The 21,193-nt window shown below is 66.8% G+C and carries 16 protein-coding genes; 7 read left to right on the top strand and 9 right to left on the bottom strand.

Annotation, left to right across the window (positions count from 1 at the left end; translation table 11 throughout):
* The first annotated feature begins 16 nt into the window (after positions 1-16).
* The 3 genes from HV786_RS17630 to HV786_RS17620 are packed head-to-tail and all read left to right on the top strand — an operon-like array spanning position 17 to position 5,916.
* Positions 17-2,851 carry a PAS domain-containing protein gene (locus HV786_RS17630; protein WP_175211395.1) on the top strand — a complete coding sequence of 945 codons (2,835 nt, stop codon included), beginning with the start codon at positions 17-19 and terminating at the stop codon, positions 2,849-2,851.
* A gap of 26 nt (positions 2,852-2,877) precedes the next feature.
* A complete protein-coding gene (locus HV786_RS17625) occupies positions 2,878-4,542 on the top strand; it encodes a CHAT domain-containing protein (RefSeq protein ID WP_175211393.1) in 1,665 nt (554 codons plus the stop codon).
* 42 nt (positions 4,543-4,584) lie between these two features.
* Positions 4,585-5,916 (top strand): hypothetical protein, encoded by a 1,332-nt coding sequence (locus tag HV786_RS17620; RefSeq protein ID WP_175211391.1) that lies wholly within the window; start codon positions 4,585-4,587, stop codon positions 5,914-5,916.
* A gap of 12 nt (positions 5,917-5,928) precedes the next feature.
* On the opposite strand, the gene HV786_RS17615 is transcribed toward HV786_RS17620, so the two are convergent.
* Together HV786_RS17615 and HV786_RS17610 are read right to left on the bottom strand one after the other, a co-directional pair.
* Complete coding sequence (locus HV786_RS17615) at positions 5,929-6,705, bottom strand: fused MFS/spermidine synthase (RefSeq protein WP_128829824.1); 777 nt, start codon at positions 6,703-6,705, stop codon at positions 5,929-5,931.
* An 82-nt stretch (positions 6,706-6,787) separates the two neighbouring features.
* Positions 6,788-7,288, bottom strand: a complete 501-nt coding sequence (locus HV786_RS17610) for a YjjA family protein (protein ID WP_252870384.1) — start codon at positions 7,286-7,288, stop codon at positions 6,788-6,790.
* A gap of 286 nt (positions 7,289-7,574) precedes the next feature.
* On the opposite strand from HV786_RS17610, the gene HV786_RS17605 reads away from it, so the two are divergent.
* Complete coding sequence (locus tag HV786_RS17605; RefSeq protein ID WP_128829825.1) at positions 7,575-8,372, top strand: alpha/beta fold hydrolase; 798 nt, start codon at positions 7,575-7,577, stop codon at positions 8,370-8,372.
* A 167-nt stretch (positions 8,373-8,539) separates the two neighbouring features.
* Positions 8,540-9,352: an alkaline phytoceramidase gene (locus HV786_RS17600; protein ID WP_128829826.1), complete on the top strand. Its 813-nt coding sequence runs from the start codon at positions 8,540-8,542 to the stop codon at positions 9,350-9,352.
* 171 nt (positions 9,353-9,523) lie between these two features.
* Here HV786_RS17600 and HV786_RS17595 read toward each other — a convergent pair whose 3' ends face one another.
* Positions 9,524-9,979 (bottom strand): fasciclin domain-containing protein, encoded by a 456-nt coding sequence (locus HV786_RS17595; protein WP_062840036.1) that lies wholly within the window; start codon positions 9,977-9,979, stop codon positions 9,524-9,526.
* Between the two features lie 171 nt (positions 9,980-10,150).
* On the opposite strand from HV786_RS17595, the gene HV786_RS17590 reads away from it, so the two are divergent.
* On the top strand, positions 10,151-11,131 hold the full coding sequence (locus HV786_RS17590; protein ID WP_175211370.1) for a MerR family transcriptional regulator: 981 nt from the start codon (positions 10,151-10,153) through the stop codon (positions 11,129-11,131).
* Between the two features lie 99 nt (positions 11,132-11,230).
* Here HV786_RS17590 and HV786_RS17585 read toward each other — a convergent pair whose 3' ends face one another.
* From HV786_RS17585 to HV786_RS17560, 6 genes are all read right to left on the bottom strand, one after another.
* On the bottom strand, positions 11,231-14,206 hold the full coding sequence (locus HV786_RS17585; protein WP_175211368.1) for an autotransporter family protein: 2,976 nt from the start codon (positions 14,204-14,206) through the stop codon (positions 11,231-11,233).
* Positions 14,207-14,677: 471 nt separating this feature from the next.
* Positions 14,678-14,911, bottom strand: a complete 234-nt coding sequence (locus tag HV786_RS17580; protein ID WP_128830150.1) for a hypothetical protein — start codon at positions 14,909-14,911, stop codon at positions 14,678-14,680.
* A gap of 21 nt (positions 14,912-14,932) precedes the next feature.
* Entirely contained in the window at positions 14,933-16,288 is a 1,356-nt protein-coding gene (locus tag HV786_RS17575; protein WP_158216764.1) for a sensor histidine kinase, read from the bottom strand.
* Between the two features lie 20 nt (positions 16,289-16,308).
* Positions 16,309-16,974, bottom strand: coding sequence for a response regulator transcription factor (locus tag HV786_RS17570; RefSeq protein ID WP_128830148.1), 666 nt, complete (start codon positions 16,972-16,974; stop codon positions 16,309-16,311).
* Between the two features lie 91 nt (positions 16,975-17,065).
* The gene (locus HV786_RS17565; protein ID WP_158216763.1) at positions 17,066-18,688 is read right to left on the bottom strand and encodes a methyl-accepting chemotaxis protein; all 1,623 of its coding nucleotides are present in this window, start codon (positions 18,686-18,688) and stop codon (positions 17,066-17,068) included.
* 155 nt (positions 18,689-18,843) lie between these two features.
* Entirely contained in the window at positions 18,844-19,011 is a 168-nt protein-coding gene (locus HV786_RS17560; RefSeq protein WP_158216762.1) for a hypothetical protein, read from the bottom strand.
* Positions 19,012-19,301: 290 nt separating this feature from the next.
* On the opposite strand from HV786_RS17560, the gene HV786_RS17555 reads away from it, so the two are divergent.
* Entirely contained in the window at positions 19,302-21,191 is a 1,890-nt protein-coding gene (locus tag HV786_RS17555; protein WP_252870427.1) for an amidohydrolase, read from the top strand.
* The last annotated feature ends 2 nt before the right edge of the window (positions 21,192-21,193 follow it).

Genomic DNA, 21,193 nt, shown 5'->3' with positions numbered 1-21,193 from the left:
GTGAAGAGGGCTTGTCATGACAGAGATGGAGCCGAAACCCTATCGCGACGCGCCGGCACTTGCCCAGGGCGTGGCGCTGCCCGAGTTTTCCCTTTTTGGCGAGCCCGCCGAGGTGGCGCGCGTGCTGTCCCAGGTCGGCGTGCCCTGTCTCGTCCTGGCCCGATCGGGCGAGATCGTCGCGGCCAGCGCCGTCCTGCCGCTGGCGCGCGAGGCGCTCGTCAACCGGCACGTGAGCCAGGTCTACGGGCTTGCCAAGCCGCTGCGCATGGGCGATGGCGCCGTCGATGTCGTGTACCGGAGCCCGGGCGGGGCACGCGTGCCCGCGCAGCTCATCCCGCTCTGCACATTGGACAGCGGCGAACTCATCGTGCTGGTCAATGACGGCGCGCCGTTTCGCGAGGCCGAATCGCATCGTTTCGAGCGCACGCCCTACGCCGTGTTCCGGCTGGACATGCAGGGCGTGATCCGCTTTGCCAACCCCGAGGCGGCGCGCACGCTGGGCCTGCCGCGCGAGGCCCTGTGCGGCACCCGGCTCGCGGCGCGCTTTCGGCCATCCGACGGCGGCCCCGTGCAGCGAGCCATCCTGCGGTGCGTGCAAGACACGGAAGGCGATGCGATGGTCGCGGTGACCATCGCCATCCCGGTTCCCGACGACGCCGACCGGCAGTTCGAGCTCGTCATGACGCCCGATCCCGCCCCCAATGGCGAACTGCTGGGCGTCATTGCCGTCATCCAGTCGCGCACGCTGGAGTCCGCCCGCGATGAAATCCGGCGCATTGCCCTGGATCCCGCGATCGGCGGCTGGCGGCTGAAGCTGGACCGCATCCTGGAGCAGATACGGCGCCTCATTCCGTTCGAGCACGCGGTCTTCGGCATCTATGGCAACGATGTGTCGCTGTTTCGCGCAATCGCCGTGCGCCCGGAGGGCGTGGAGCTATGGCCCGCGCGCTGGATGGACCTGCCGCCCACGATCCGCGCGTTCCTGGATTCCGGCCGGACCTGGGTCGAAGAGATCGGCGCCTTCGTCCAGAAGAACATGCCGCAGCCCGGCAACGAGGTCGTGCGGTGCTATCAGGACCTGGGCATCGAGGCCTCCGTCACGCTGCCCGTCACACGCCCGGACGGCTACAGCTCGGCACTCAGCCTGTGCTCGCGCCAGCCGGGCGCTTACGGCGAGCGGCACCTGGAGATGCTGCGCGCGCTGGACCTGGAACCCGTGCTGATGCGCTTTGAAAAAGAGCGCGACGACGAGCGCGCCGAATTTGCCGATTCGCTGCGGCGCAAGGTGATGGCCGCCGCGTCGTTGCGCCAGGCCGCCGAAGAGATCATCGTCCAGCTTGCGCAGCATTTTTCGTGGGACCACGTGGCGCTGTATCGCGTCAACCGCCAGGACAAGCGCTTCGAGGTCGTCACCCAGCACAGCCTGGCGCCGGCCTACGTGCTGCCGCCCGCATACCAGCAGCCCACCTCGCAAGGCATGCTGGGCGCGACGCTGGCGCAGGGCTGCCTGCTGGCGGTGGACGACATCGGCAACCCGGCGTACGCGCAACACGGCTACGGGGGACCAAAGCGGCCGCTGCGCTCGGCCATGACCGTGCCCATACACCTGAACGGCCGGATACGGTGGCTGCTTGACGTGGAATCGTCGGTCTCGCACGCCTTCAAGGGGCCGGACATCGATGACCTGCTCCAGATCATCGCGTCGCTGGAAGAAGGCCTGGCGCAGCATCTGCTCAACCAGACCAAGCAAAGCCTGATGGCGGAAACCGAACAGGCGGTGGTGTTCGTGGGCCGCGAGGGCGCCGTCATCGAGATGAACCGCGTGGCAACGGACATGCTGGGCGCTGAACCCCGGCGCGGGCGCAGCCTGGACGAGGCCCCGGCGATCACGGACTACGCGATTGCGGGCGACGAAGCGACGCTGGGCATCCTGACCGCTCCCTTCACCGTCAAGCGCGAACGCATCGAACTGCTGGACAGCACCGGCCAGCCCCGCTCCGTCCTGGCCACGCGCACCGACCTGGATCCCAGCCTGGACATGTCGATCTGGTTCTTCACCGACATCGCGGACCTGGGGTGGGCGCGCGACCTGCGCTACCTGCGCGAGACCGTGGCCGAGGTGGCACGGCAGACGCGCACCTCGTTGTCGCTGGCGTGCAGCCTCACATCGCAGACCGTGCTGCTGCACGAGGACGCCCGCCAGGGCATGCCGGCCGAGGAGGTCGCGGCGCTGGCGCAGGACCTGAGCCAGCGCATCGTGGCCGAGATCGGCAAGGCCGACATCACCTTCGAGCGCCTGGCGGGCGCCAGCGAATCGCGGCGGCGCGCCCGCGCCATGCACAGCGATGTCGAACTGGGCGCGCGCCTGCAGGACGTGATGGCCGCCTTGCCCGCGCGCGACCAGCGCCGGATTACGCTGACGAATCACACGGCCTCGCGGGACGGCCCGACCGTGTCCGGCGATGCGCAGGCGCTCTCGGCGGCGTTCCGGTCGATGACCGATTACCTCCTGCGCTGCCGCAATGCGGACGACGCCCGCGTGACGATCGACCTGGATGCCGGCCCGGACGGCTGCACGATCCGCTTCGGCCTGAGCAAGGAGCAACGGTGGGAGGCCGATCCACCTGCCCACGCCGTGCCCGACGACGCCTTGCTCAGCGCCGAACGCGCCGCGCACGACGGCGCCAGCATCGCCATCACCCAGATACAGGAAACCGTGATCGACCACGGCGGCGCGCTGGTCACCGACCCGCCGCTGTCGGCTGCGCCGCTGCACCCGGACAAAGGCTACGCGACGGTCACGCCGCCGTGGCGCGCGTTCACGCTGATCCTGCCGCTGCGGGCGGGCTAGGGCATCGGGAACCTGGGACAGCCATCATGGAACACGACCCCGCCGGACCCAACTTCATCCTGCTGGCCAGCATGAACGACGAGCACGAGGACGACTGGGCCAACAACCTCGCCCAACTGCACCGCCACGTGCAGCAGTACCCCGCGATCGCGCCGTTCGTGGGCGCGGAACTGCGCCGCCGCACCTCGCTGGAAAGCGCCAAGACGCAGATCGAATCCTGGGATTTGTCGACGCCCCGCATCGAACCGCGGCTTGTCATCATCGACGCCCGGCTGGGCTCGACCGCCAGCAAGCGCGGCAAGCCCGGCGCGGCGGCGGTGGAACTGCTGGAGTGGATAGCCCGGCGGTCTTCGGTGCCCTTGCTGGTCCTGGCGGTGGACCCGCCCGAGCTCGTGCAGCGCTATGTGCTGGAGCGCCCGGAAGTCTTCATGTGGACCAACGACGCGAAGACCGCCATCAACAGCGGCGCGGAGGTCGCCACCGTGCTCACATGCCTGACGCCGCTGGCGCCCAAGCGCCGGCGGCGGCTCATCATCCGCGTGGGCGAGCATTCGATCACCTACCGCATCCAGATGGGGCGGCACGAATATTCCTCGCAAGACATGCCCTACAAGGAGCGCGACCGGATCTCCGCGCTGGTGGGCCGTATCGAGACCTTCAGCCCGTATCTGGGCGAGACGAAGGCGCCGCAATGGCTCAAGGACCTGAGCGGGGTGGGCGAAGACGTCTTCAGCGCCATGGTCACACACAGCCTGGGCGCGCCCGTCGCCAAGCTGATCCAGCGGGCGCGCGACGAGGAAGTATCGCCAGGGGCCGGCGCCTTTGCGGGGCTGGACCTGCGCTTTGAATTCAACCTGGCCAGCCAGGAGGTGTCGCGCCTGTTCAACCTGCCCTTCGAGATGGGACGCGAGTTCGGCGCCGACAGCGGCCGCTACCTGTGCCTGGAGCTGCCGATGGCGCGGCGCCTGCATCTGGAAGGCACGGCGCCCGCGCCGCGCTGGGAGCCGGACGCCCGCGCGCCCGGCCAGCCGGTGCGGATGCTGTTCATGGACGCCAGTTCGGTATTTGGCACCGTCACCTTCCGGCGCGAGGACGGCGGCCCCCCGCTGCCCGCCATGGAGTTCGGACCGCTGCAGTCCGTGGCGAAGGAACGCGAACACCTGGCCGAGCTGGCGGCGCGCGCACCCGGGCACCTCATCATCGATCACGTGCGCGCCGCTGACGAAACAGGACTGGTGGGCGCAGCCCTGCAACGCCGCATCGAGGAACGGTTGCGCACGGGCAACTACGACATCTTCCATTTCGCCGGCCATTCGGTGTCCGAGGGCGAAAGCACGATGCTGGTGCTGCCCGGCGAGGACGGCGAAGCGTGGCAGCTGTCGATCCGGCTGATCGGCCAGTGGATGGAAGCGGGCAAGTGCAAGCTGCTGGTGCTGTCCTCGTGCAGCGGCGCGTCGGTGCGCACGGCGCTGGAAGTCATGCGCGCCGGCGCGGCCGGCGTGCTGGCATTTCGCTGGCAGGTCGAAGAGGAATCCTGCGCCCGCTACATCCAGCGCTTCTACGACGTGTACCTGGACGCGGCGCAGCCCAAGGACCTGGCGGAAGCCTACCGCTACGCGTGCAAGGCCGCGCAGGGCGACGCGGGCGACCTGCCGACCTGGGCGTCGGCCGTGGCCATCGTGCGCGACTGAGCCCAAAGCCGCTGCGCGCGCCCCAAACAACAAGGAGCTGACATGGATAGGTTATTCGGCATGCTGCGCGGCATCGGCGGCAAGGCGGCAGGCGGGGACGGCGCGGGCGCCCTCCTGCCCACCGTCCCCGCGGGACGCAACTTCTATGCGCAGATCGAGCCGCCCGCCGGCAACCCCGCGCTGGCCGCGGGACTGGACGGCGCCGCCTTCGTGCCCGGCCAGTGCTACTTCAGCGTCCGGCTGGTCGAAATGCGCCTGTGCGAGGCCGGCAATTACCTCAGCCAGTTCCTGCCGCTCTGCACGTTCTTCCTGCGATACGGCGCGGACGGCGTCCGGCGCGAGATTCCGTACATCGTCGGCTACGACCTCATCCAGCAGGCGCTGGGCGCGGCCGCGCCGGACGCCGGCGCCCGCCGCGTGGCGTTTCGCGACGTCTATGTGGCGCGCAACGTCCCTTACGCCAGCGACGGGCTGGAGATGTATGCGGCGCTGTGCCGTTTTGCCGACAGCAGCCTGTCCCGCGGCATCCTGGATTTCGTCTCCACCGCGGTCACGATGCTGGGCGGCCCGGTGGGCGGCGCCATCGTCAAGACGGGCGAAAGCCTGCTCACCCCGCTTGCCAAGCTGTTCGGCACCGATGGCGTCAGCGTGCGCTTCGGCGTCTACGATGGCGATGCGCTGCGGCGCAGCGGTTTTCGCGTCCTGGCGGGCGCGGACTCGCAGGACAAGCTGACGGGGCTGCAACTGGTGGATGGCGTGCTGCACCGCCAGCAAGGCGCGGGTAAGCCCGAGCCCGTGAACGACGTCGACTATCTGGTCCTGGCCTTCGAGCAGCGCGCGACGCTGGGCACGGATATGTTCGCCGCGGCCACCACGCTTCCGTTCCATCATCTGTGGAAAGACGTCTCCAAGGCCCTGATCGGCAACGATGCCACGGCCGCAAGCGCCGCCTACCAGTCCCTCCTGATCGCGGTGGCCGAATCGCCGCTGCTCATCGACGCGGACCGCTTCGCGCTGCTTACCGCCTACGCAGCCCAGCGCGCCGCCTGGGAGGCCGCCAGCGAGCGGTCCGGCCTGCGGACCCGCGGCGGCGGCAAGAGCCTGGCCACCGCCATGACCGACCGCGTCAACGCCCGCGGCAAGACCGATCCGGTGGCGGATCTGCTCAAGGCGGCCAGAAAACACATCACGCCCCCGCCCGTGCCGGCCGCGGACGCCGGACGTGCGCCGACGGTGCTGGACGACGAAGCCGTCGCGCAGACGGTGTCGAGCCTGACGAAAACGCTGGGAGAAAAGGGCGATGCACCGGCGCCCCGCGACCTGTCGCGCGCCACCCGCGAACTGCTGTCGATCATGCTGAGCGATCCGGCGTAGCGGCCGCCCCGCCTACCGCAATTCCAACGTCGCCCCAATCACGCGCATCGTCGGCATGAGCTGGCGCCACGCGTCCTTGGGCATCGATGCCGGGCGCTTCACCTGCGCCGCGGCGGGGTCGTTCAGCAGATCGCCCTTGCAGGCGAACACGATGCTGTTGGTCATGTCGTCGTCCACCACTTCGAACATCGACGAGCCGAACGACGCGCGCACGCGGTCCAGGTACTCGTGGTGCATCGGGTGGTTGACGTGGAAATTGATCACCAGGATGCCGTCGGCGCGCAAGGCGCGATGGCAGTCGGCGTAAAAGCCGGCGCTGCACAGCGGGTCGGGGATGCCGCCGGCCACGAATCCATCCAGGAAGATCACATCAGCCTGTTCGGACAGACCCGCGAGGTGCCGGGCCGCGTCGGCCTCGATCACCTGGAAGCGCTCGCCGTCCGGCGGCACCATGAACGCGTCGCGCAGCGCGATGACGGCCGGATCGATCTCCACCACCGTGATGCGCGCCCCCGTCAGATAGCGGTGGCAGAACTTGGGCAGCGATCCGCCCCCCAGCCCCACCATCAGGATGTCCGCCGGTTCCGGCTTGAACAGCACGAAGCCCATCATCATCCGCGTGTACTCGATCTCCAGCGCGTCCGGGTTGAGCAGCGACATGCTGCTCTGGATCTCCTGCTGCGTGAAATGCAGGGTGCGACGGGTGCCGGCATTCTGGATGAAAGGCCGGTGCGGCGCCGCCGGCGCATCGGTAACGGGCGAATCGGCGGGAGCGGGAACGTCGGACATGGGCGCGGGTTTGGGACGAAAGATCCGCAGAAGATACCACTGCCACGACATGGGGCACCCGCCGGTGGTTGGGCAACAGCAGTCAGAGGAACGACTTCGCGTGCTTCAACACCTGATCGCACGCCTTGCGGGTCAGTTCCTCTTTCAGCCCGCCGCCGCTCAGGTCCACCGATTTGCCGTCGCTGCCGTTGAGCAGGCCTTGCAGGCCGGCAAGGTATCCCGAATCCGACTTGGCCTTCTGCGTCGAGCCGCCGCCGATCTTGCCCATCAACTTGTCTTTCAAGGCCTGCGCATCGCCACCGGCCAGGTAGTTGTTCTTCATGCAGAACTCCAGCACGCCGGCCGCGTTGCCGGCCGAGGCCGGGGTAAGCGAAGACAGCGGCAGGCTGTTGCCCAGGCCCTGCAGGATGCCGCCTTGGCCGGCATTGCTTTGGGCGGCGCCGCCTTGGGTTGCACTGCCTTGGCCCGCGCCTTCCATCTGTCCCTTTACGGCATCGAGCCAATGCGCGCTGGCGGTGCCTGCGTAGCACTGCGCCGCGATGAGGGCGGCGGCGCCGGCGAGGTGGCGGAAAGGGATCTTCATGACTTGCTCCTGGTGCGGTAAATGACTGCGGCCATCGTAGTGGCGCGCCGGCGAAAATCGGTGCGCGGGCAGGGCATGTAATGCGACAAATGATGTGCGTGCGGCCACGGTCCGCCGTGGTGCAGTAGCAATTGCATTCGTAACGTCACGCCTTTGATACCGGCGCGCGACGCCAGCAAGCGCGTGCGCGCGCCTACGCTACTATTTCCGACTGTCCCCGGGAAGCGGCTGGCGTGCTGCCGCGCCCGAGAGGCGTCCCGTGCCTTCTATTCCGTGAGAACCCGTGATGTCGTCCGCCGAATTCCAAGATGTATTCGTCCCCGCCGCCAGCGGCCAGCTTTTCGTGCGGCGCTGGACGCCCGCCGCATCCGCTGCGTCTGCCGGCAGCGGCGCGCCCATCGTGCTGATGCACGATTCGCTGGGATGCGTGGAGCTGTGGCGAGACTTTCCGGAACGGCTGGCCGGCGCGACGGGCCGCGAAGTCATCGCCTACGACCGCCTGGGATTCGGCCGGTCCGACCCCTATAAGGGCACGCTGGGTGTGGACTTCGTGGTGCGCGAGGCCATCGAGGGATTTCGCGCCGTGCGCGAGGCGCTGGAGCTGGACCAGTTCGCGGCTTTCGGCCACAGCGTGGGCGGCGGCATGGCCATTGCCAGCGCCGCGGCGTATCCGCAGTCGTGCCGCGCGCTCATCACTGAATCCGCGCAGGTCTACGCAGAGGAACGCACCCTGGAAGGCATCCGGCAGGCGCGCGAGTCTTTCGCGCAGCCCGGACAGCTTGACCGCCTGAAGAAGTATCACGGCGACAAGGCGGCCTGGGTGCTGAGCGCCTGGATCGACACCTGGCTGTCGCCGGACTTCGCGGACTGGACGCTGGACCCGCAGCTGGCGCAGGTGAAATGCCCCGCGCTGGCGCTGCACGGCGACAACGACGAATACGGCTCCACGGTGCACGCCGAGCGCATTGCGCAGCTGGCGGGCGCGCGGCCCGTCATCTTCGAGAACTGCGGCCACGTGCCGCACCGCGAGATGCCGGAGCAGGTCCTTGCGACCGTCTCGGACTGGCTGCCCCGCGCCGCCTGAACGGCGCGTTGCGTCGCGGCCTGACGCGTTTGCGCTACAGGCGGGTGACGCGAAGCACCGCGTCGGCAAACGCCTTCGGCGCCTCTTGCGGCAGATTGTGGCCGATGCGGGGCGCCGGCTTTACTATCAGCATTAGCCGGCACACCCGCCTGCCGGGGAAGACCTGCATGAGCACACTACCTGCTGCAACGCCCCCCGGCCTGAACACGCGCCGCTTGCTTCCATGGACAGTGGTGATCCTGGCGGCCGTGGGCCTCGTGCTGCACGGGCCGATCGCCCAGCTCGAGCACTATCACGACTTTGCCGACAAGCGCGCGTGGCTGGGCATTCCCAACGCGGGCGATGTGCTCTCCAACCTGGGCTTCGCGGTGGTCGGCTGGTATGGCTTGGCGCTGGTCATGCAGTCGCGCCGCCAGCCTGCGCTGGACGCCATCCGGCCCGGCTACACCGTGTTCTTCCTTGCGCTCATGCTGACCGCCTTCGGCTCCGGGTGGTATCACCTCTTGCCCGACAACGCGCGCCTGATCTGGGACCGCCTGCCCATCGCGCTGCTGTGCGCCGGCATCCTGTCGGCCGTCTGGCGCGAGACCGTCGGCGACGGCCGCTGGGTCGATGTGCTGTGGACCGCGCTGGCGGTAGGCAGCGTGGCGTGGTGGTGGTACACCGACCACACGTCCACGGGCGATCTGCGTCCCTACCTCTTCGTGCAGTTCATGCCGCTGGTGCTGGTGCCGCTGCTGCAATGGAGAAACGGCACCCCGCTGCGCGAACGGCTGTACTTCGGCGCGGCCATCGGGTTCTACGTGCTGGCCAAGGCCGCCGAACTGCTGGACTATCAGATCTACCAGACGTTCGCGTTCATGAGCGGCCACACGCTCAAGCACCTGTTCTCGATGGCGGCGGGGCTGATGGTGACGCTGAATTTCGCGCATCGCAAGCGCGAGGCGGACGCATCGCCTGGCGGGCGCGTTTCCCGCTAGACGGGCAGCATAGGCGCGGCGTTTCCGAATATCACCTCGGATTGAGCGCGGCCGTGACCGGCAAGCCGGTGAGGCGGCTTGCCGGTCACGAAACAAAAAAGATAGGCCACGCACCGTCACGGTGGCCTATCAAGGCCGGACATCGGTACGGCCTGCTACACGCAAGAACCTCTACTTCGGCATCAGCACCGTGTCGATGACATGGATGACGCCGTTGTCAGCCGCGACATCGGTCTTCACGACCTTGGCGTTGTCCACGGTGACGTTGCCGCCGTTGACCGCGATGGTCAACGAGCTGCCTTCAACCGTCTTCACCTTGCCCGGCTTGACGTCCTTGGCCATGACCTTGCCCGGCACGACGTGATAGGTAAGCACCTTGGTCAGCGCGGCCTTGTCTTTCAGCAGCGCGTCCAGCTTGTCCTTGGGCACCTTGGCGAAGGCTTCATCGGTCGGCGCGAACACGGTGTACGGGCCCGGACCCTTCAGCGTGTCGACCAGCCCGGCCGCTTGCACGGCGGTGACCAGCGTATTGAACGAACCGGCCGACTTGGCGGTGTCCACGATGTCGGCGGCGTGCGCGGTGCCCAGCGCCAGGGTGAGCGAAATTCCTGCCAAAAGACGTTTCATGATTGACTCCTTGTCCAGTGACCTCCCGCGAGCGCGGGGTCCGAAAGCGGCCTCGAATAGGGGGAAGTTGAACCGCTTGATGAAGGAATTTACGCGCCTGCCTTCTTCTCGTCCATGCTTTGAACCGCTATTATGCAAACATATCGGTTCAATACCGGGTCAAGGAAAACAATGGAATCCAAGCAATCCGACGACGGCCGCATCACTTACCGCAGCGGCGTGGCGGCGCGCCTGGCGGGGCTCTCACCCGAGACGCTGCGCGTCTGGGAGCGCCGCTACAACCTGTCCGATGTCGAACGCTCGGCGCGCGGCCAGCGCTTGTATTCCGCCGAACAGGTGCGCCGTCTCAGCCTGCTCAAGCAACTGGTCGATCAGGGGCATGCCATCGGCGTGCTTGCGCCCATGTCCATCGAACAGCTGCACGAACTGGCTGGCGCCGCCGCGCGCCAACCCGCGGCGCAGGGGCCGCTGCGCTTGGGCGTGGCCGGCGCCAACCTGGCCCGGCGCATCACCGGCAGCGGACGCGACGGTCTGGACGTGATCGTTCAACAGAGCTGGCCGCACCTTGAGCAGGTCGCCCTCACGCCGCAAGAGGCCGACCTCGAAGTTCTGGTGATCGAACTGTCCGAGCTGCATGAGAGCGCGCTGCCGCTGATCGCGGCGGCCGCAAAGGCGTGCGGCGACGTCGCCGTGCTGGTGCTTTACCGGTTCTGCGCCAGCGCGACAATCCGCGCCTTGCGCGCCCACGGTTTTCTGGCGGCCCGCGTTCCGGCGGACATCGGCGAATTGCTGCTGCTGTGCCGCTCGGCGCTAGCCGGCGAACGGCTGCCGACCGCGCCTGCCCAGCCCACGCTGGATCTGCGCTTTGACGAGCATGCGCTCTTGACCATCATGGCGTCCGGCAGCGGCCTGGCATGCGAATGCCCGAAGCACCTGGCTGACCTGCTGCTGATGGTCGGCAGCTTTGAACGCTACAGCGTGCAGTGCGCGTCCCGCAACGACGACGACGCGCAGCTGCACAGCGACCTGGGCCGCGCCGCGGGGCGGGCGCGCGCCATTCTGGAAGTCGCGATGGAAAGATTGGCCCGGGCAGAGGGCCTGCCCCTGCCGCCTCCCGTTTCCAAAACAGAAGCCGAAAATAAAACGCGCTGAGGGCCGGGCCCGTGGACCCCGCACTCAGCGCGTTGCCGGCGTGCGGGCCGGCGCGCAGTCCTGCCGTTACGGGCAGTCATGCGGCCACGCCCATGCGCCTCAGAAGCGCGTCATCAGCTTGAACATGCCCGACTGCTGGCGGTTGCCGCTGCCGAACTGCGCGTCATAGGCCACGCCCGCGGTCGTGCTGCGCGTGATCGCCACTTCGGCGCCCAAGCCCAGCACCGCCGCGTTCTTCGCGATGGGCCCACCCGACACCGTGAACGTGCTGCCGCCTTCAAAGGCCAGCTTCTGCGTGGGCTTCACATCGCCCATCGCGTGACGCCAGCCCACCGTCGCCGTCAAGCGGCCAGGCGCGCTGTCCGTGCCGATCAACATGGCGCCGCGCAGGCCCAGCGTGGTGCTCGTCACATCGTCCGTGTTGCTCTGGCCGCGCAGGGCCGCAGAGCCGCCTGTCTCCTGGAAGCCGCGCGTGCGGATCTGGTTCCAGGCCACGCCAGCGAAGGGCTCAATCGCATAGGCGTCCGAAAGCGGCAGCTTGTAGCCAAGCTCCGTGAACAGTTGCGTCGACGACGCGTTGTAGGACGATTCCAGACGCTGGTTCAGGCTGCCGGCCGCGACGTTGCGCTTGGCGTCGATCTCGTGCCAGGTGTAGGCCGCGCCCGCCATGAAACGCACGTGTCCCGGACCGGCTTCAAAGTTCTTGCCGCCGAATACCGTCGCCGTGTAGCTGTCCACGCTCATGCGCGAAGACACGTCGGAGATCGAGTTGTGACTGCCGGTATAACCGACCGCGCCACCCAGACGCCAGCCGCCGCCCACGTCGCCATCGCCGCCCACGAACAGGCCGCCCGAGGACTGACGCACGGTGGACGCATTGCCATCGCCGTTGAAGGTGCTCCAGTTGCCGAACGCCTGCGCCCAGATCGGCGATGCGCCGCTTTGCGGCAGGGCGTCGGAGGACGTCGCGCCCAACTGTGCCGTCGGCCGGCCGGCGCGCATCGGCGCATCCAGATTGCCGCGCAGATGCGACAACGGCAAGGTGGTGACCGCGTCGCCCTGGGTTTGCAGCACGCTGCCCGTGCTCGCGTACGCTTCGCCGGACAACTGCTTCAACGCCGCGCGCGCCTGCCCTGGCGTCATGGCCAGCACGGCATCCGTGACCTGGCTGGCGCCCGTCGCCTTGCCCGCGCCATTGGCGCTGGCAATCAGCGACGAATCCGCGCCGGGGGCAACGGGCTGGGTGACGACCGGTGCGGCGTCGCCGCCGGCGGCCGACGTCGAACCCGTGCCGGTTGCGCCCGTGCCCGCGGGAGCCGAGCCGGTGGCCGTCGACGCAGAACCGTTGCCGGTTGAAGGCGCGCCATTGCCCGCCGATGCCGAGCCGCTGCCAGCCTGGCTGGAACCGCTACCCGAAGGCGCGGCGCCATTGCCTGCCGGCGCCGAGCCATTGCCGCTCGAAGGCGGCGCCTGCTGGTCCAGCGCTCCACCCACGTTGGTTTCGTTTTCCGAGCCGCCGACGCTGCCGATCGGCACATCGTTGCGCGCGAGCGTCATGAACGCATTCTTCGCGTCATAGCTGAGCGACGGCGTAAGAAACGCATACGCGCTCGACACGCCCGTGAAGCGGCCCTGAATGCCGCCGTCGGCCGTCAGGATGTTGTACGTCGCGCGCGGCGCGTAGTTGCCGTTCGGACCCACATGGGCCACCGTGCCGTCCAGCGTGGCGACGCCCGTCACATGGATGCGGTCGCTCAGGGTGCTGGCCGGATCGGCATGCACGCGGTAAACCGTGTCCTGGCCGAAATTCAGGTTGCCGTTGACCGTCAGCGTGCCCATCGGCGTGCTGTCGTTGCCCGGCGAGATGACAGCCGTGGGGTACAGCGTCGTGCTGCCCACTTGACCGACACCGGCCAGCACCACTTCGCGGCCGATGTCCATCGGGCCATTCAACTTGCCGTTGATCTCCAGCGCGCCGTCGGCGTTGAAGATCGGACCGGTCAGGTTGCTGCTGTCGCCGTTCAGGATGATCGAGCCGACGCCGGTTTTCACAAAACCTTCCGTGCCTTGCAGCGGGTTGTCGATGATGTCCACGAACCTGCCCGCCGCGTACGTGCCGTCGCCGACGACGATGACGGGCGGGTTGCCGCCGGTGCCGGCCAGCGTGATCGGCGCACCCTGCAGGCGATACCGGTCCGTCGCGAATTGCAGTCCCGACACGCGCACCGGGCCCGCGCTGCCATCGACGGTGACCGTGCCCGCCGCGCCCGTGAAGATCGCATAGCCGCCGCTGGGCAGCGCGCCGGTGGCGTTGGTCGGGCTGTTCCAGTTCGTGCTCGCGGCGCTCCACGTGCCGTTGCCGCCGCCGGCGTTTGCCGCGGAGGCCACGCCATTGCCGTTCCACAGGTTGGTCGTGCTGGGACCCAGAACCAGGTTGATGTGCTTGTCGCCCGTCAGCGTCTGGATGGTGGCGGCCGGCACCGAGTCGCCGGAGACCGTGCCCAGCGTCAGGCCACTGCCGCTCAACGTGCCGCCGTACGACATGATGCGGTAGAAGCCGGCGTTGACGCCGTGCGTGCTGACCTTCACGTTCAACGTCGCGTTGTTCAGGGCCACGTTGCCGCCCACCGTGATGTTGTCGCCCGTGCCGGGTTGCGTGATCGGCAGTCCGGCATAGCCGGTCTCGAAATCGAAGACGCCGTTGTTGATGCCCAGGTTGCCGTTCACAACGAGATTGCCGTTGGAAACGCCGGTGGGCGTGTCCACCCAGTATCCCGGCGCGACGCGGGCATTGCCCGTCACGTTCAGGTCGCCGTTGATCGCGCCAAAACCCGCCACGGTGCCGCCGGACATGGCGTTGACGTTGCCGCCGATCGTTACGCCCGCGCCGCCCCCATTGCCGCCGATTACCGCCGTCCCGCCATTGACATCGATTCCGCCGGGAAAGTTGGCCGACCCGTCAAACACCTGCGTATTGCCCGCCCCGATGGTCAGGTCCGCAGCGGTGACGCTGCCCACATAGGACGCGCTCAAGGCGAGCGTCGCCGTCAGCCACTTCTTTGTGCCGTGTGCCAAAACTTCAATCCTCCGGATTAATCGAGCTTCCTTTCACATATTGCCGATATGTTTAAAAAGTATCGGCAAGTAATAATGCAGCCGGCGTGAATTTAGGGTCAGCTCTCGAAAAAAGGAGGCACTGTATAACGGTTTTTTTTACGTCCCCGTTAATAATCGGGGTTATATCCCGTTAATTATCAAAATAGGTCTACGGAATACGTCTGATAATGCTAGGCATACCCGCGAAGATATTATCCAAAGTATTTATTTCCGATTATCGGATACCATCCACACGCCGATATCAGCCGTCTTCGGATACCATCTTTTGGCCGGCTGTACACGCAGCCAGCGCGCCTGACCACGCCGCATTCAGTCACAAAATGACACGGGAGCCCGTCCCGCTTTGGCCTTTTTGATTAATCCGGCAAGCGCCCTTCGATTGAAGGCGTCTTCAAATACCACGCCTATATCCTGGCCGGCCCTCCAGCTTCATTTCTTGCGCTCCGCGGCGCGCAGCACGTGCTTCCACGCAGGCTCCAGCGACACCTCGGCGGCCGCGCAACGAGCCTCCGGAAGGCGTTGCACCGACCGTTTCAATCCGTCATTGCGCTGTTCGAGCTGACGTAGCCGGTGCAGGTCATCGCGGCTTTGGACGGCGAGCAGATACGCGCGCAGGCCATCGAACGGTGGCGTTGTTCCCGGGCCGGAATCCGATGCATCCATGTCCATTCCTTGCCGTCCTCGTCACGCAGGCCCGGCGGCCGCTGCACCGGGCAGCGGGAACACCACGTTGAAGCAGACGCCGCGCCCCTCGGGCCCTTCGTCAACGGTCACACGCGCCTGATGCGAGCGGGCAATTCTTGCGACCAGGGCCAGCCCCAGCCCGCTCCCGTGGCTTGGCGCACCCGGCCCGCGATAGAACGGATCGAAGATCCGCTCGCGCAATGGCCGCGCGATGCCCGGCCCGTTGTCCGCGACCGCCAGCCTGACGCCCTCCGGCTCCCAATGCAGTGCAACGCTGATCGCACTGTTCTCGCCGCTGTACCGGCCCGCGTTGTCCACCAGATTGCGCACCAGAATGCCCAGCGCATCCACCTGGCCCATGATCAGGACCGGCGCGGTATCCACGGTGACCTGCTGGCCGCGATGGATGAACGAGGCCTGCATGTCCCGCAGCACGAAGGCCACCACGGACGCAAGATTCACCGGTTCAAGGCGGATGTCGTTGCGGTCCGTGCGCGCCAGGTCCAGCAGTTGTTCGACGATGCGGGAACTGCGGCGCGTGGTCTGCGCGATCTTCTGCATCAGCATCCTGGCCTTCACGGGATCGTTGACGCGATACGCCGTGTCCGCATACACGGCCAGCACCGCCAGCGGCGTGCGAAGCTCGTGGGCGGCATCGCCGATGAACCGGCGCTCGTTCTCGATCAACGCCGCCACCCGGCGCTGGCGCTCATTGATCGCGCGTATCAACGGCACCAGCTCCGCGGGGACTGCCCGCTCGTCAACGGTCACGCCGTCGGTCACGCTGGCCTCGGCAATCTCCCTGGCCACGCAGCCAAGCTTGCGCACGGAACGGCAGACAACCACCATCGTGACGCCCCCGATCCCGCCAAACATCAGCAGCGTGACGATCGAGCCCAGCTCGAAGCGGGCGGCAAGGCCGGCGTAGAACGCTCGCGTCGGCGTGCCCGCGACGATTTCGAAGCGCGCGGACTCGTCCAGCCCCGTGTACACCCGCCACGTGTCTCCATCCTGGACGACGCATGAAAATCCAACCGTGTTTCCCTGCACCATCCGCTTGCGCGGCGCGTCCTTGGAAGCCAGCACCAGGCGATTCGTCACGCGGTCCCAGACCTGGATCTCGGTCTTGCCGACGGCCTGACGCACCAGAAAGGCGGGCACCGGCAGTTCCCGGGTGATGTCTTGAGTGGCGGGCACCATCGCCAGAAAGAAGGCCATGCTGTCGACCACGGCACTCAACTCATGATCGCGCACCCCGGATTCGGCCCGGGTCACGCTGTTCCAATACAAGCCAAACTGCACCAGCCACGACACGAGCAGCGCGCTGAAGATGCCCAACAGGACCTGTGCGCGCAACGAATTCGCGACCCGCCGCATCAGCCGCTATCCCGGGCCAGCCGGTAGCCTTGACCATGAACATTCTCGATGGTGTCCTTGCCCAGCTTCTTTCTCAGCGAATGAATGAACACGGCGATCGTGTTGCTCTCGCCAGGCCGGCCCGCGCCATACAGGTGCGCGCGCAGCTCTTCCGTCGACACCAGCCGGTCCGCATGCCTGAGAAGCATCTCCAGCGTGCGGAACTCGTGCTCCGACAACCGTGTCGGCGCCTCGTCGACGAAGGCTTCGCGCCGGCCCGGATCCAGCTTCACGTGACGCCAGGCCAGGATCTTGTCGCCCGGAACGCCGCTGCGTCTGAGCAGGGCGCGCATGCGGGCAAACAGCTCCGCGGGTTCGAACGGCTTGATGACGTAATCGTCGGCGCCAAGATCCAGGCCCCGGATGCGGTCGCTCAAGGCGTCCCGCGCGGTGATCAGGATCACCGGCACCGCGTCGCCGCGCCGGCGCATAAAACGCAGCACGTCCAGGCCCGAACCGCGATGCAGCCCGATGTCCAGCAGCACGAGCGTGAAGTCATGCTGCAGCAGCAGCACCTTGGCAGCCTCGACGTCCTGCGCGAGCGTCACCGCGAAGTCCAGTTCCTCAAGCGCCAGCGTCAACGCGTCCGCGAACATCGCGTCGTCCTCAACGAACAGAACTCGCATGTCAGTATTCCCCTTCCGTGTGCGTTGACAGCTGCTGCATGGGGCGGCGCGCTCACCGCCCCAGGCCGCATCATACGGTCAGGTTGCGGCCTCAGGCGTGCGCGGGTGCTGCCAGTGCCAACCGCTCGTAACGCGCGCCGGGCTGCGCCGCGCCAGGCTGCCGTTCCGTCTTGAAGCGCGCCACCGCCTGCAAGAGCTCTTTCGCCTGCGTGGCCATTGCGCCGGCCGCCGCAGCGGACTCTTCGACCAACGCCGCATTCTGTTGCGTCATCGTATCCATTTGCGACACCGCCACGTTCACCTGCTCAATGCCGGCAGTCTGCTCGGCCGAGGCCGAGGCGATCTCAACGGTCACCTCCTTGAGCCTTGCCACGGCGTCGAGCACCTTCTCCATCTGACCGCCCGCCGTGGCCGCCATCGACTCGCCGCCCTCCACCGCACGCTGGGAGTTCTCGATCAAGCCTTTGATCTCCTTGGCGGCCGTGGCGCTGCGCTGCGCCAGCGCGCGCACTTCGGTCGCCACCACCGCGAAGCCGCGGCCCTGTTCGCCAGCCCGTGCCGCTTCCACGGCCGCATTCAGCGCAAGAATGTTCGTCTGGAAGGCGATGCTGTCGATCACCGACACAATCTCTCCCATGCGCTGCGCGTCGGCCGAGATCGCCCCGATCGCATCGACCACCTGGCCCACCACGCGGCCCGCTTCAACCGTGAGCTGGCTGCAATCGACGGCAAGGCTGCTGCCGCTGGCCGCATTGTCCTGGTTCATTCGCACCGTCGAGGTCATCTCTTCGATGCTCGCGGCCGTTTCCTCAAGCGATGCCGCCTGCTCCTCGGTGCGTTGCGACAGGTCGGCATTGCCTTCGGCAATCTGCGCCGACGCCGTCGAAATGGATTCCGCCGCGCTGACGATCGTGCCGACCGTCGACGCAAGCTGTCTGCGCATCGTTTCCAGCGAGTACATCAGGCTTGAATGATCCCGCTCATCGAGCTTGAGCGCCGTCGTGAGATCGCCGCTGGCAATGGCGCCGGCCAGCTTCTGCGCGTCGGCAGGTTCTCCGCCCAGCTGCCGCAGGATGCTGCGCGTGACGAGCCACGCCGACAGGACACCCACCAGCACCGCGATCGACATGATCACAATGATCGTGCTCTGCAGACGCGCCGAGGTCGCCGCCGCCTGCTGCGCCGATTCATCGTTGAGCTGGGATTCAAGGTTGGCGAGCGACAGCAACTGGTCGAGCCACGCCTCCTGCTTGGCGCGCAGTTCTTCCCGCAGGATGCGGGCGGCTTCCTGCGTGTTGTTCTGCCGCCCGGCTTCCAGCGCACGCAGGTAGATGGGCGTCGCTTCCTGTTCCGCGCGACGGGCGGCGGCCAGCAGATCCTTTTCCGCGGCAAGGGTACCGGCATCGCTCTCAAACATCTGCGCAAGCCTTTCATTGGCTTGGCGATAGCGCGCCGCCATGTCTTCGGCCCGGGTGATCTCATTGGCCACGGCTTGCGGGTCCGTGTAGAGCACGATGTTGCGCACCACGATGGCCCGGCCCTGCACCAGCTCGCGCATCTGCAGCGCCAGCTTCAACTGCTGGTTGTTCACGTTCACGATGTCGTACATCGACTTGTCCAGCGTCCTCACGGCGTACAGGGACAGGCCCCCAAGCACCACCAACGCAAGAACAAGCAAGAGAAAACCGATCGCAAGACGCGAACTCACTTTCATGGCTGCCAGATTCATCATTCGCCTTTGTTGTTGTTGGCAACCGGCTCATGACAATTCGCGCTGGACAAGCGCTAGGACCCCGAACGGGCCCGCGCCGGCTGACGAGCGCGACTATAGAGGGCGAAGAATTAATGAATCGTTAATTCTCACCAATTCTAAAAGCTGTGCCGCATCCCCGGCGCGATCGTCTGCGGGCTGGCGCCGGCCGTCACTCCCAGCTTCTGCACCACGGACACGTAGTAACCCTTGCGGCGCAGATCGCCGGTGGCGGTCTGGTAGCGCAGCTGCTCGACGACGAAGTTGATCGCGCGCGTCGCGGCCAACTTTCATCTCATGCTCCTGTGCCTTGCGCAGCACGCAAACCGCAAGACGATACGCGTGCGCGCTGTGCCGACGCCATTCGTCGAAGGTATAGGGTGACGAACCTAATGTCGGATTGCGCCCCGGCGTGCGCCATGAAAACCTACCCACCGCGAAATTAATCGAGGAGAGTGGCATGGCTTCGCGTCGACAAGTCCTGGGAGCGGCGTCTTCGCTGGCTTCAGCGTTTGCGCTCAACAGCATGTGGGCCGGCCGGGCAAATGCCGGGTCGCAGTCCCAGACCGGCACGCCGCTGGCAGACGGTCCCCCGGAGGTAATTTTCTACAACGGCCGCTTCACCACGTTGGACCGCGCCAATCCGGAAGCGGGCGCCGTCGCCGTGAAGGACGGCAAGTTCGTCGCGGTGGGCAGCGACCGGGAAGTCCTGCGCCTGGCGGGATCGAACACCCGGCTGGTTGACCTGAAAAAGAAAAGCGTCCTGCCCGGGCTTTACGACAACCACACGCACGTCGTGCGCGGCGGCCTGAACTACAACATGGAGCTGCGCTGGGACGGCGTGCGGTCGCTGGCGGATGCCATGGAGATGCTGCGCCGGCAGGTCGCCAACACCCCCGCGCCCCAATGGGTGCGCGTGGTGGGCGGATTCACCGAGCATCAGTTCATTGAAAAGCGTCTGCCGACCATCGAGGAAATCAACGCGGTCGCACCGGACACGCCGGTGTTCCTGCTGCATCTGTACGATCGCGCGCTGCTGAACGCTGCGGCGCTGCGCGTGGTGGGCTACACCCGCGACACGCCGGACCCGGAAGGTGGACAGATCATCCGGGACTCGAATGGCAATCCGACCGGCCTGCTGCTTGCCAAACCCAACGCCACGATCCTGTATTCAACCCTTGCCAAGGGCCCGAAGCTGCCGTTCGACTACCAGCTGAACTCCACGCGCCACTTCATGCGCGAACTGAACCGGCTGGGCGTCACGGGCGTCATCGACGCCGGCGGTGGCTATCAGAACTATCCGGACGACTACGCCGTCATCCAGAAGCTGGCCGACGACAACCAGCTGACGGTGCGGCTTGCGTACAACCTCTTCACGCAAAAGCCCAAGCACGAGAAAGAGGATTTCCTGAGCTGGACGTCTTCGGTCAAGTACAAGCAGGGCGACGATTACTTCCGGCATAACGGGGCCGGAGAGATGCTGGTGTTCTCGGCGGCCGACTTCGAGGACTTCCGGGTCGAACGCCCGGACATGCCGCCGGAGATGGAAGGCGAACTGGAAGAGGTCGTTCGCGTCCTGGTCCAGAACAAATGGCCGTGGCGCCTGCACGCGACCTACGACGAAACGATCACGCGCGCGCTGGACGTATTCGAGAAAGTGCATCGCGACACGCCGCTCACCGGCATCAACTGGTTCTTCGATCACGCCGAGACGATCTCGGACAAGTCCATCGACCGGATCGCCGCACTGGGCGGCGGCATTGCCGTGCAGCACCGCATGGCATACCAGGGCGAATACTTTGTCGAGCGCTACGGCGCGAAGGCCGCGCAGGCCACGCCCCCGGTCAAGCGCATTCTGGAAAAGGGCGTGAAGACGTCCGCCGGCACCGACGCCACGCGCGTCGCGTCCTACAACCCGTGGATTTCGCTGTCGTGGATGACCACGGGCAAAACCGTCGGCGGCATGCCGCTGTATCCGCATGAAAACCTGCTGGACCGCGAAACGGCCCTGCGCATGTGGACCGAGAACGTCGCGTGGTTCTCCAACGACGAAGGCAAGCGCGGCCGCATTCAGGTGGGCCAGTTCGCCGATCTGATGGTCCCGTCCCAGGATTACTTCACGGTGGCGGATGAAGAGATTTCGTTCCTGACGTCCGACCTGACCGTGGTGGGCGGGCGCGTGGTCTACGGCGCCGGCGACTTCGCCAAGCTCGACGAAAACGCGCCGCCGCCCGCCATGCCCGACTGGTCGCCCACGCGCCTGTTCGGCGGCTATGCCGCCTGGGGCGACCCGGAAGGCGCGGGACGCAACTCGCTCGACTACAAACGCTTTGCCGCCGCGTGCGGTTGCGCCAGCGCGTGCGGCCTGCATGGGCACAGCCATGCCAATGCGTGGGCCTCCAGCGTGCCGGCCTCCGACCAGAAGTCGTTCTTCGGCGCGTTGGGCTGCTCGTGCTGGGCCGTGTAAGG

It is taken from the genome of Achromobacter mucicolens (genome assembly GCF_902859725.1).
In the GTDB taxonomy this organism is placed as follows: Bacteria; Pseudomonadota; Gammaproteobacteria; order Burkholderiales; family Burkholderiaceae_B; genus Achromobacter; species Achromobacter mucicolens.
Note: the sequence above shows the minus strand (reverse complement) of the source record. Positions and strands in the feature narration are given on the sequence as shown.

Bases quoted from the DNA above. Each gene is read 5' to 3' on its own strand.
- HV786_RS17595 (WP_062840036.1), bottom strand. From the start codon at position 9,979: ATGAAACGTCTTTTGGCAGGAATTTCGCTCACCCTGGCGCTGGGCACC.
- HV786_RS17625 (WP_175211393.1), top strand. From the start codon at position 2,878: ATGGAACACGACCCCGCCGGACCCAACTTCATCCTGCTGGCCAGCATG.
- HV786_RS17590 (WP_175211370.1), top strand. From the start codon at position 10,151: ATGGAATCCAAGCAATCCGACGACGGCCGCATCACTTACCGCAGCGGC.
- HV786_RS17615 (WP_128829824.1), bottom strand. From the start codon at position 6,705: ATGTCCGACGTTCCCGCTCCCGCCGATTCGCCCGTTACCGATGCGCCG.
- HV786_RS17600 (WP_128829826.1), top strand. From the start codon at position 8,540: ATGAGCACACTACCTGCTGCAACGCCCCCCGGCCTGAACACGCGCCGC.
- HV786_RS17610 (WP_252870384.1), bottom strand. From the start codon at position 7,288: ATGAAGATCCCTTTCCGCCACCTCGCCGGCGCCGCCGCCCTCATCGCG.
- HV786_RS17620 (WP_175211391.1), top strand. From the start codon at position 4,585: ATGGATAGGTTATTCGGCATGCTGCGCGGCATCGGCGGCAAGGCGGCA.
- HV786_RS17605 (WP_128829825.1), top strand. From the start codon at position 7,575: ATGTCGTCCGCCGAATTCCAAGATGTATTCGTCCCCGCCGCCAGCGGC.
- HV786_RS17565 (WP_158216763.1), bottom strand. From the start codon at position 18,688: ATGAAAGTGAGTTCGCGTCTTGCGATCGGTTTTCTCTTGCTTGTTCTT.
- HV786_RS17630 (WP_175211395.1), top strand. From the start codon at position 17: ATGACAGAGATGGAGCCGAAACCCTATCGCGACGCGCCGGCACTTGCC.
- HV786_RS17570 (WP_128830148.1), bottom strand. From the start codon at position 16,974: ATGCGAGTTCTGTTCGTTGAGGACGACGCGATGTTCGCGGACGCGTTG.
- HV786_RS17580 (WP_128830150.1), bottom strand. From the start codon at position 14,911: ATGGATGCATCGGATTCCGGCCCGGGAACAACGCCACCGTTCGATGGC.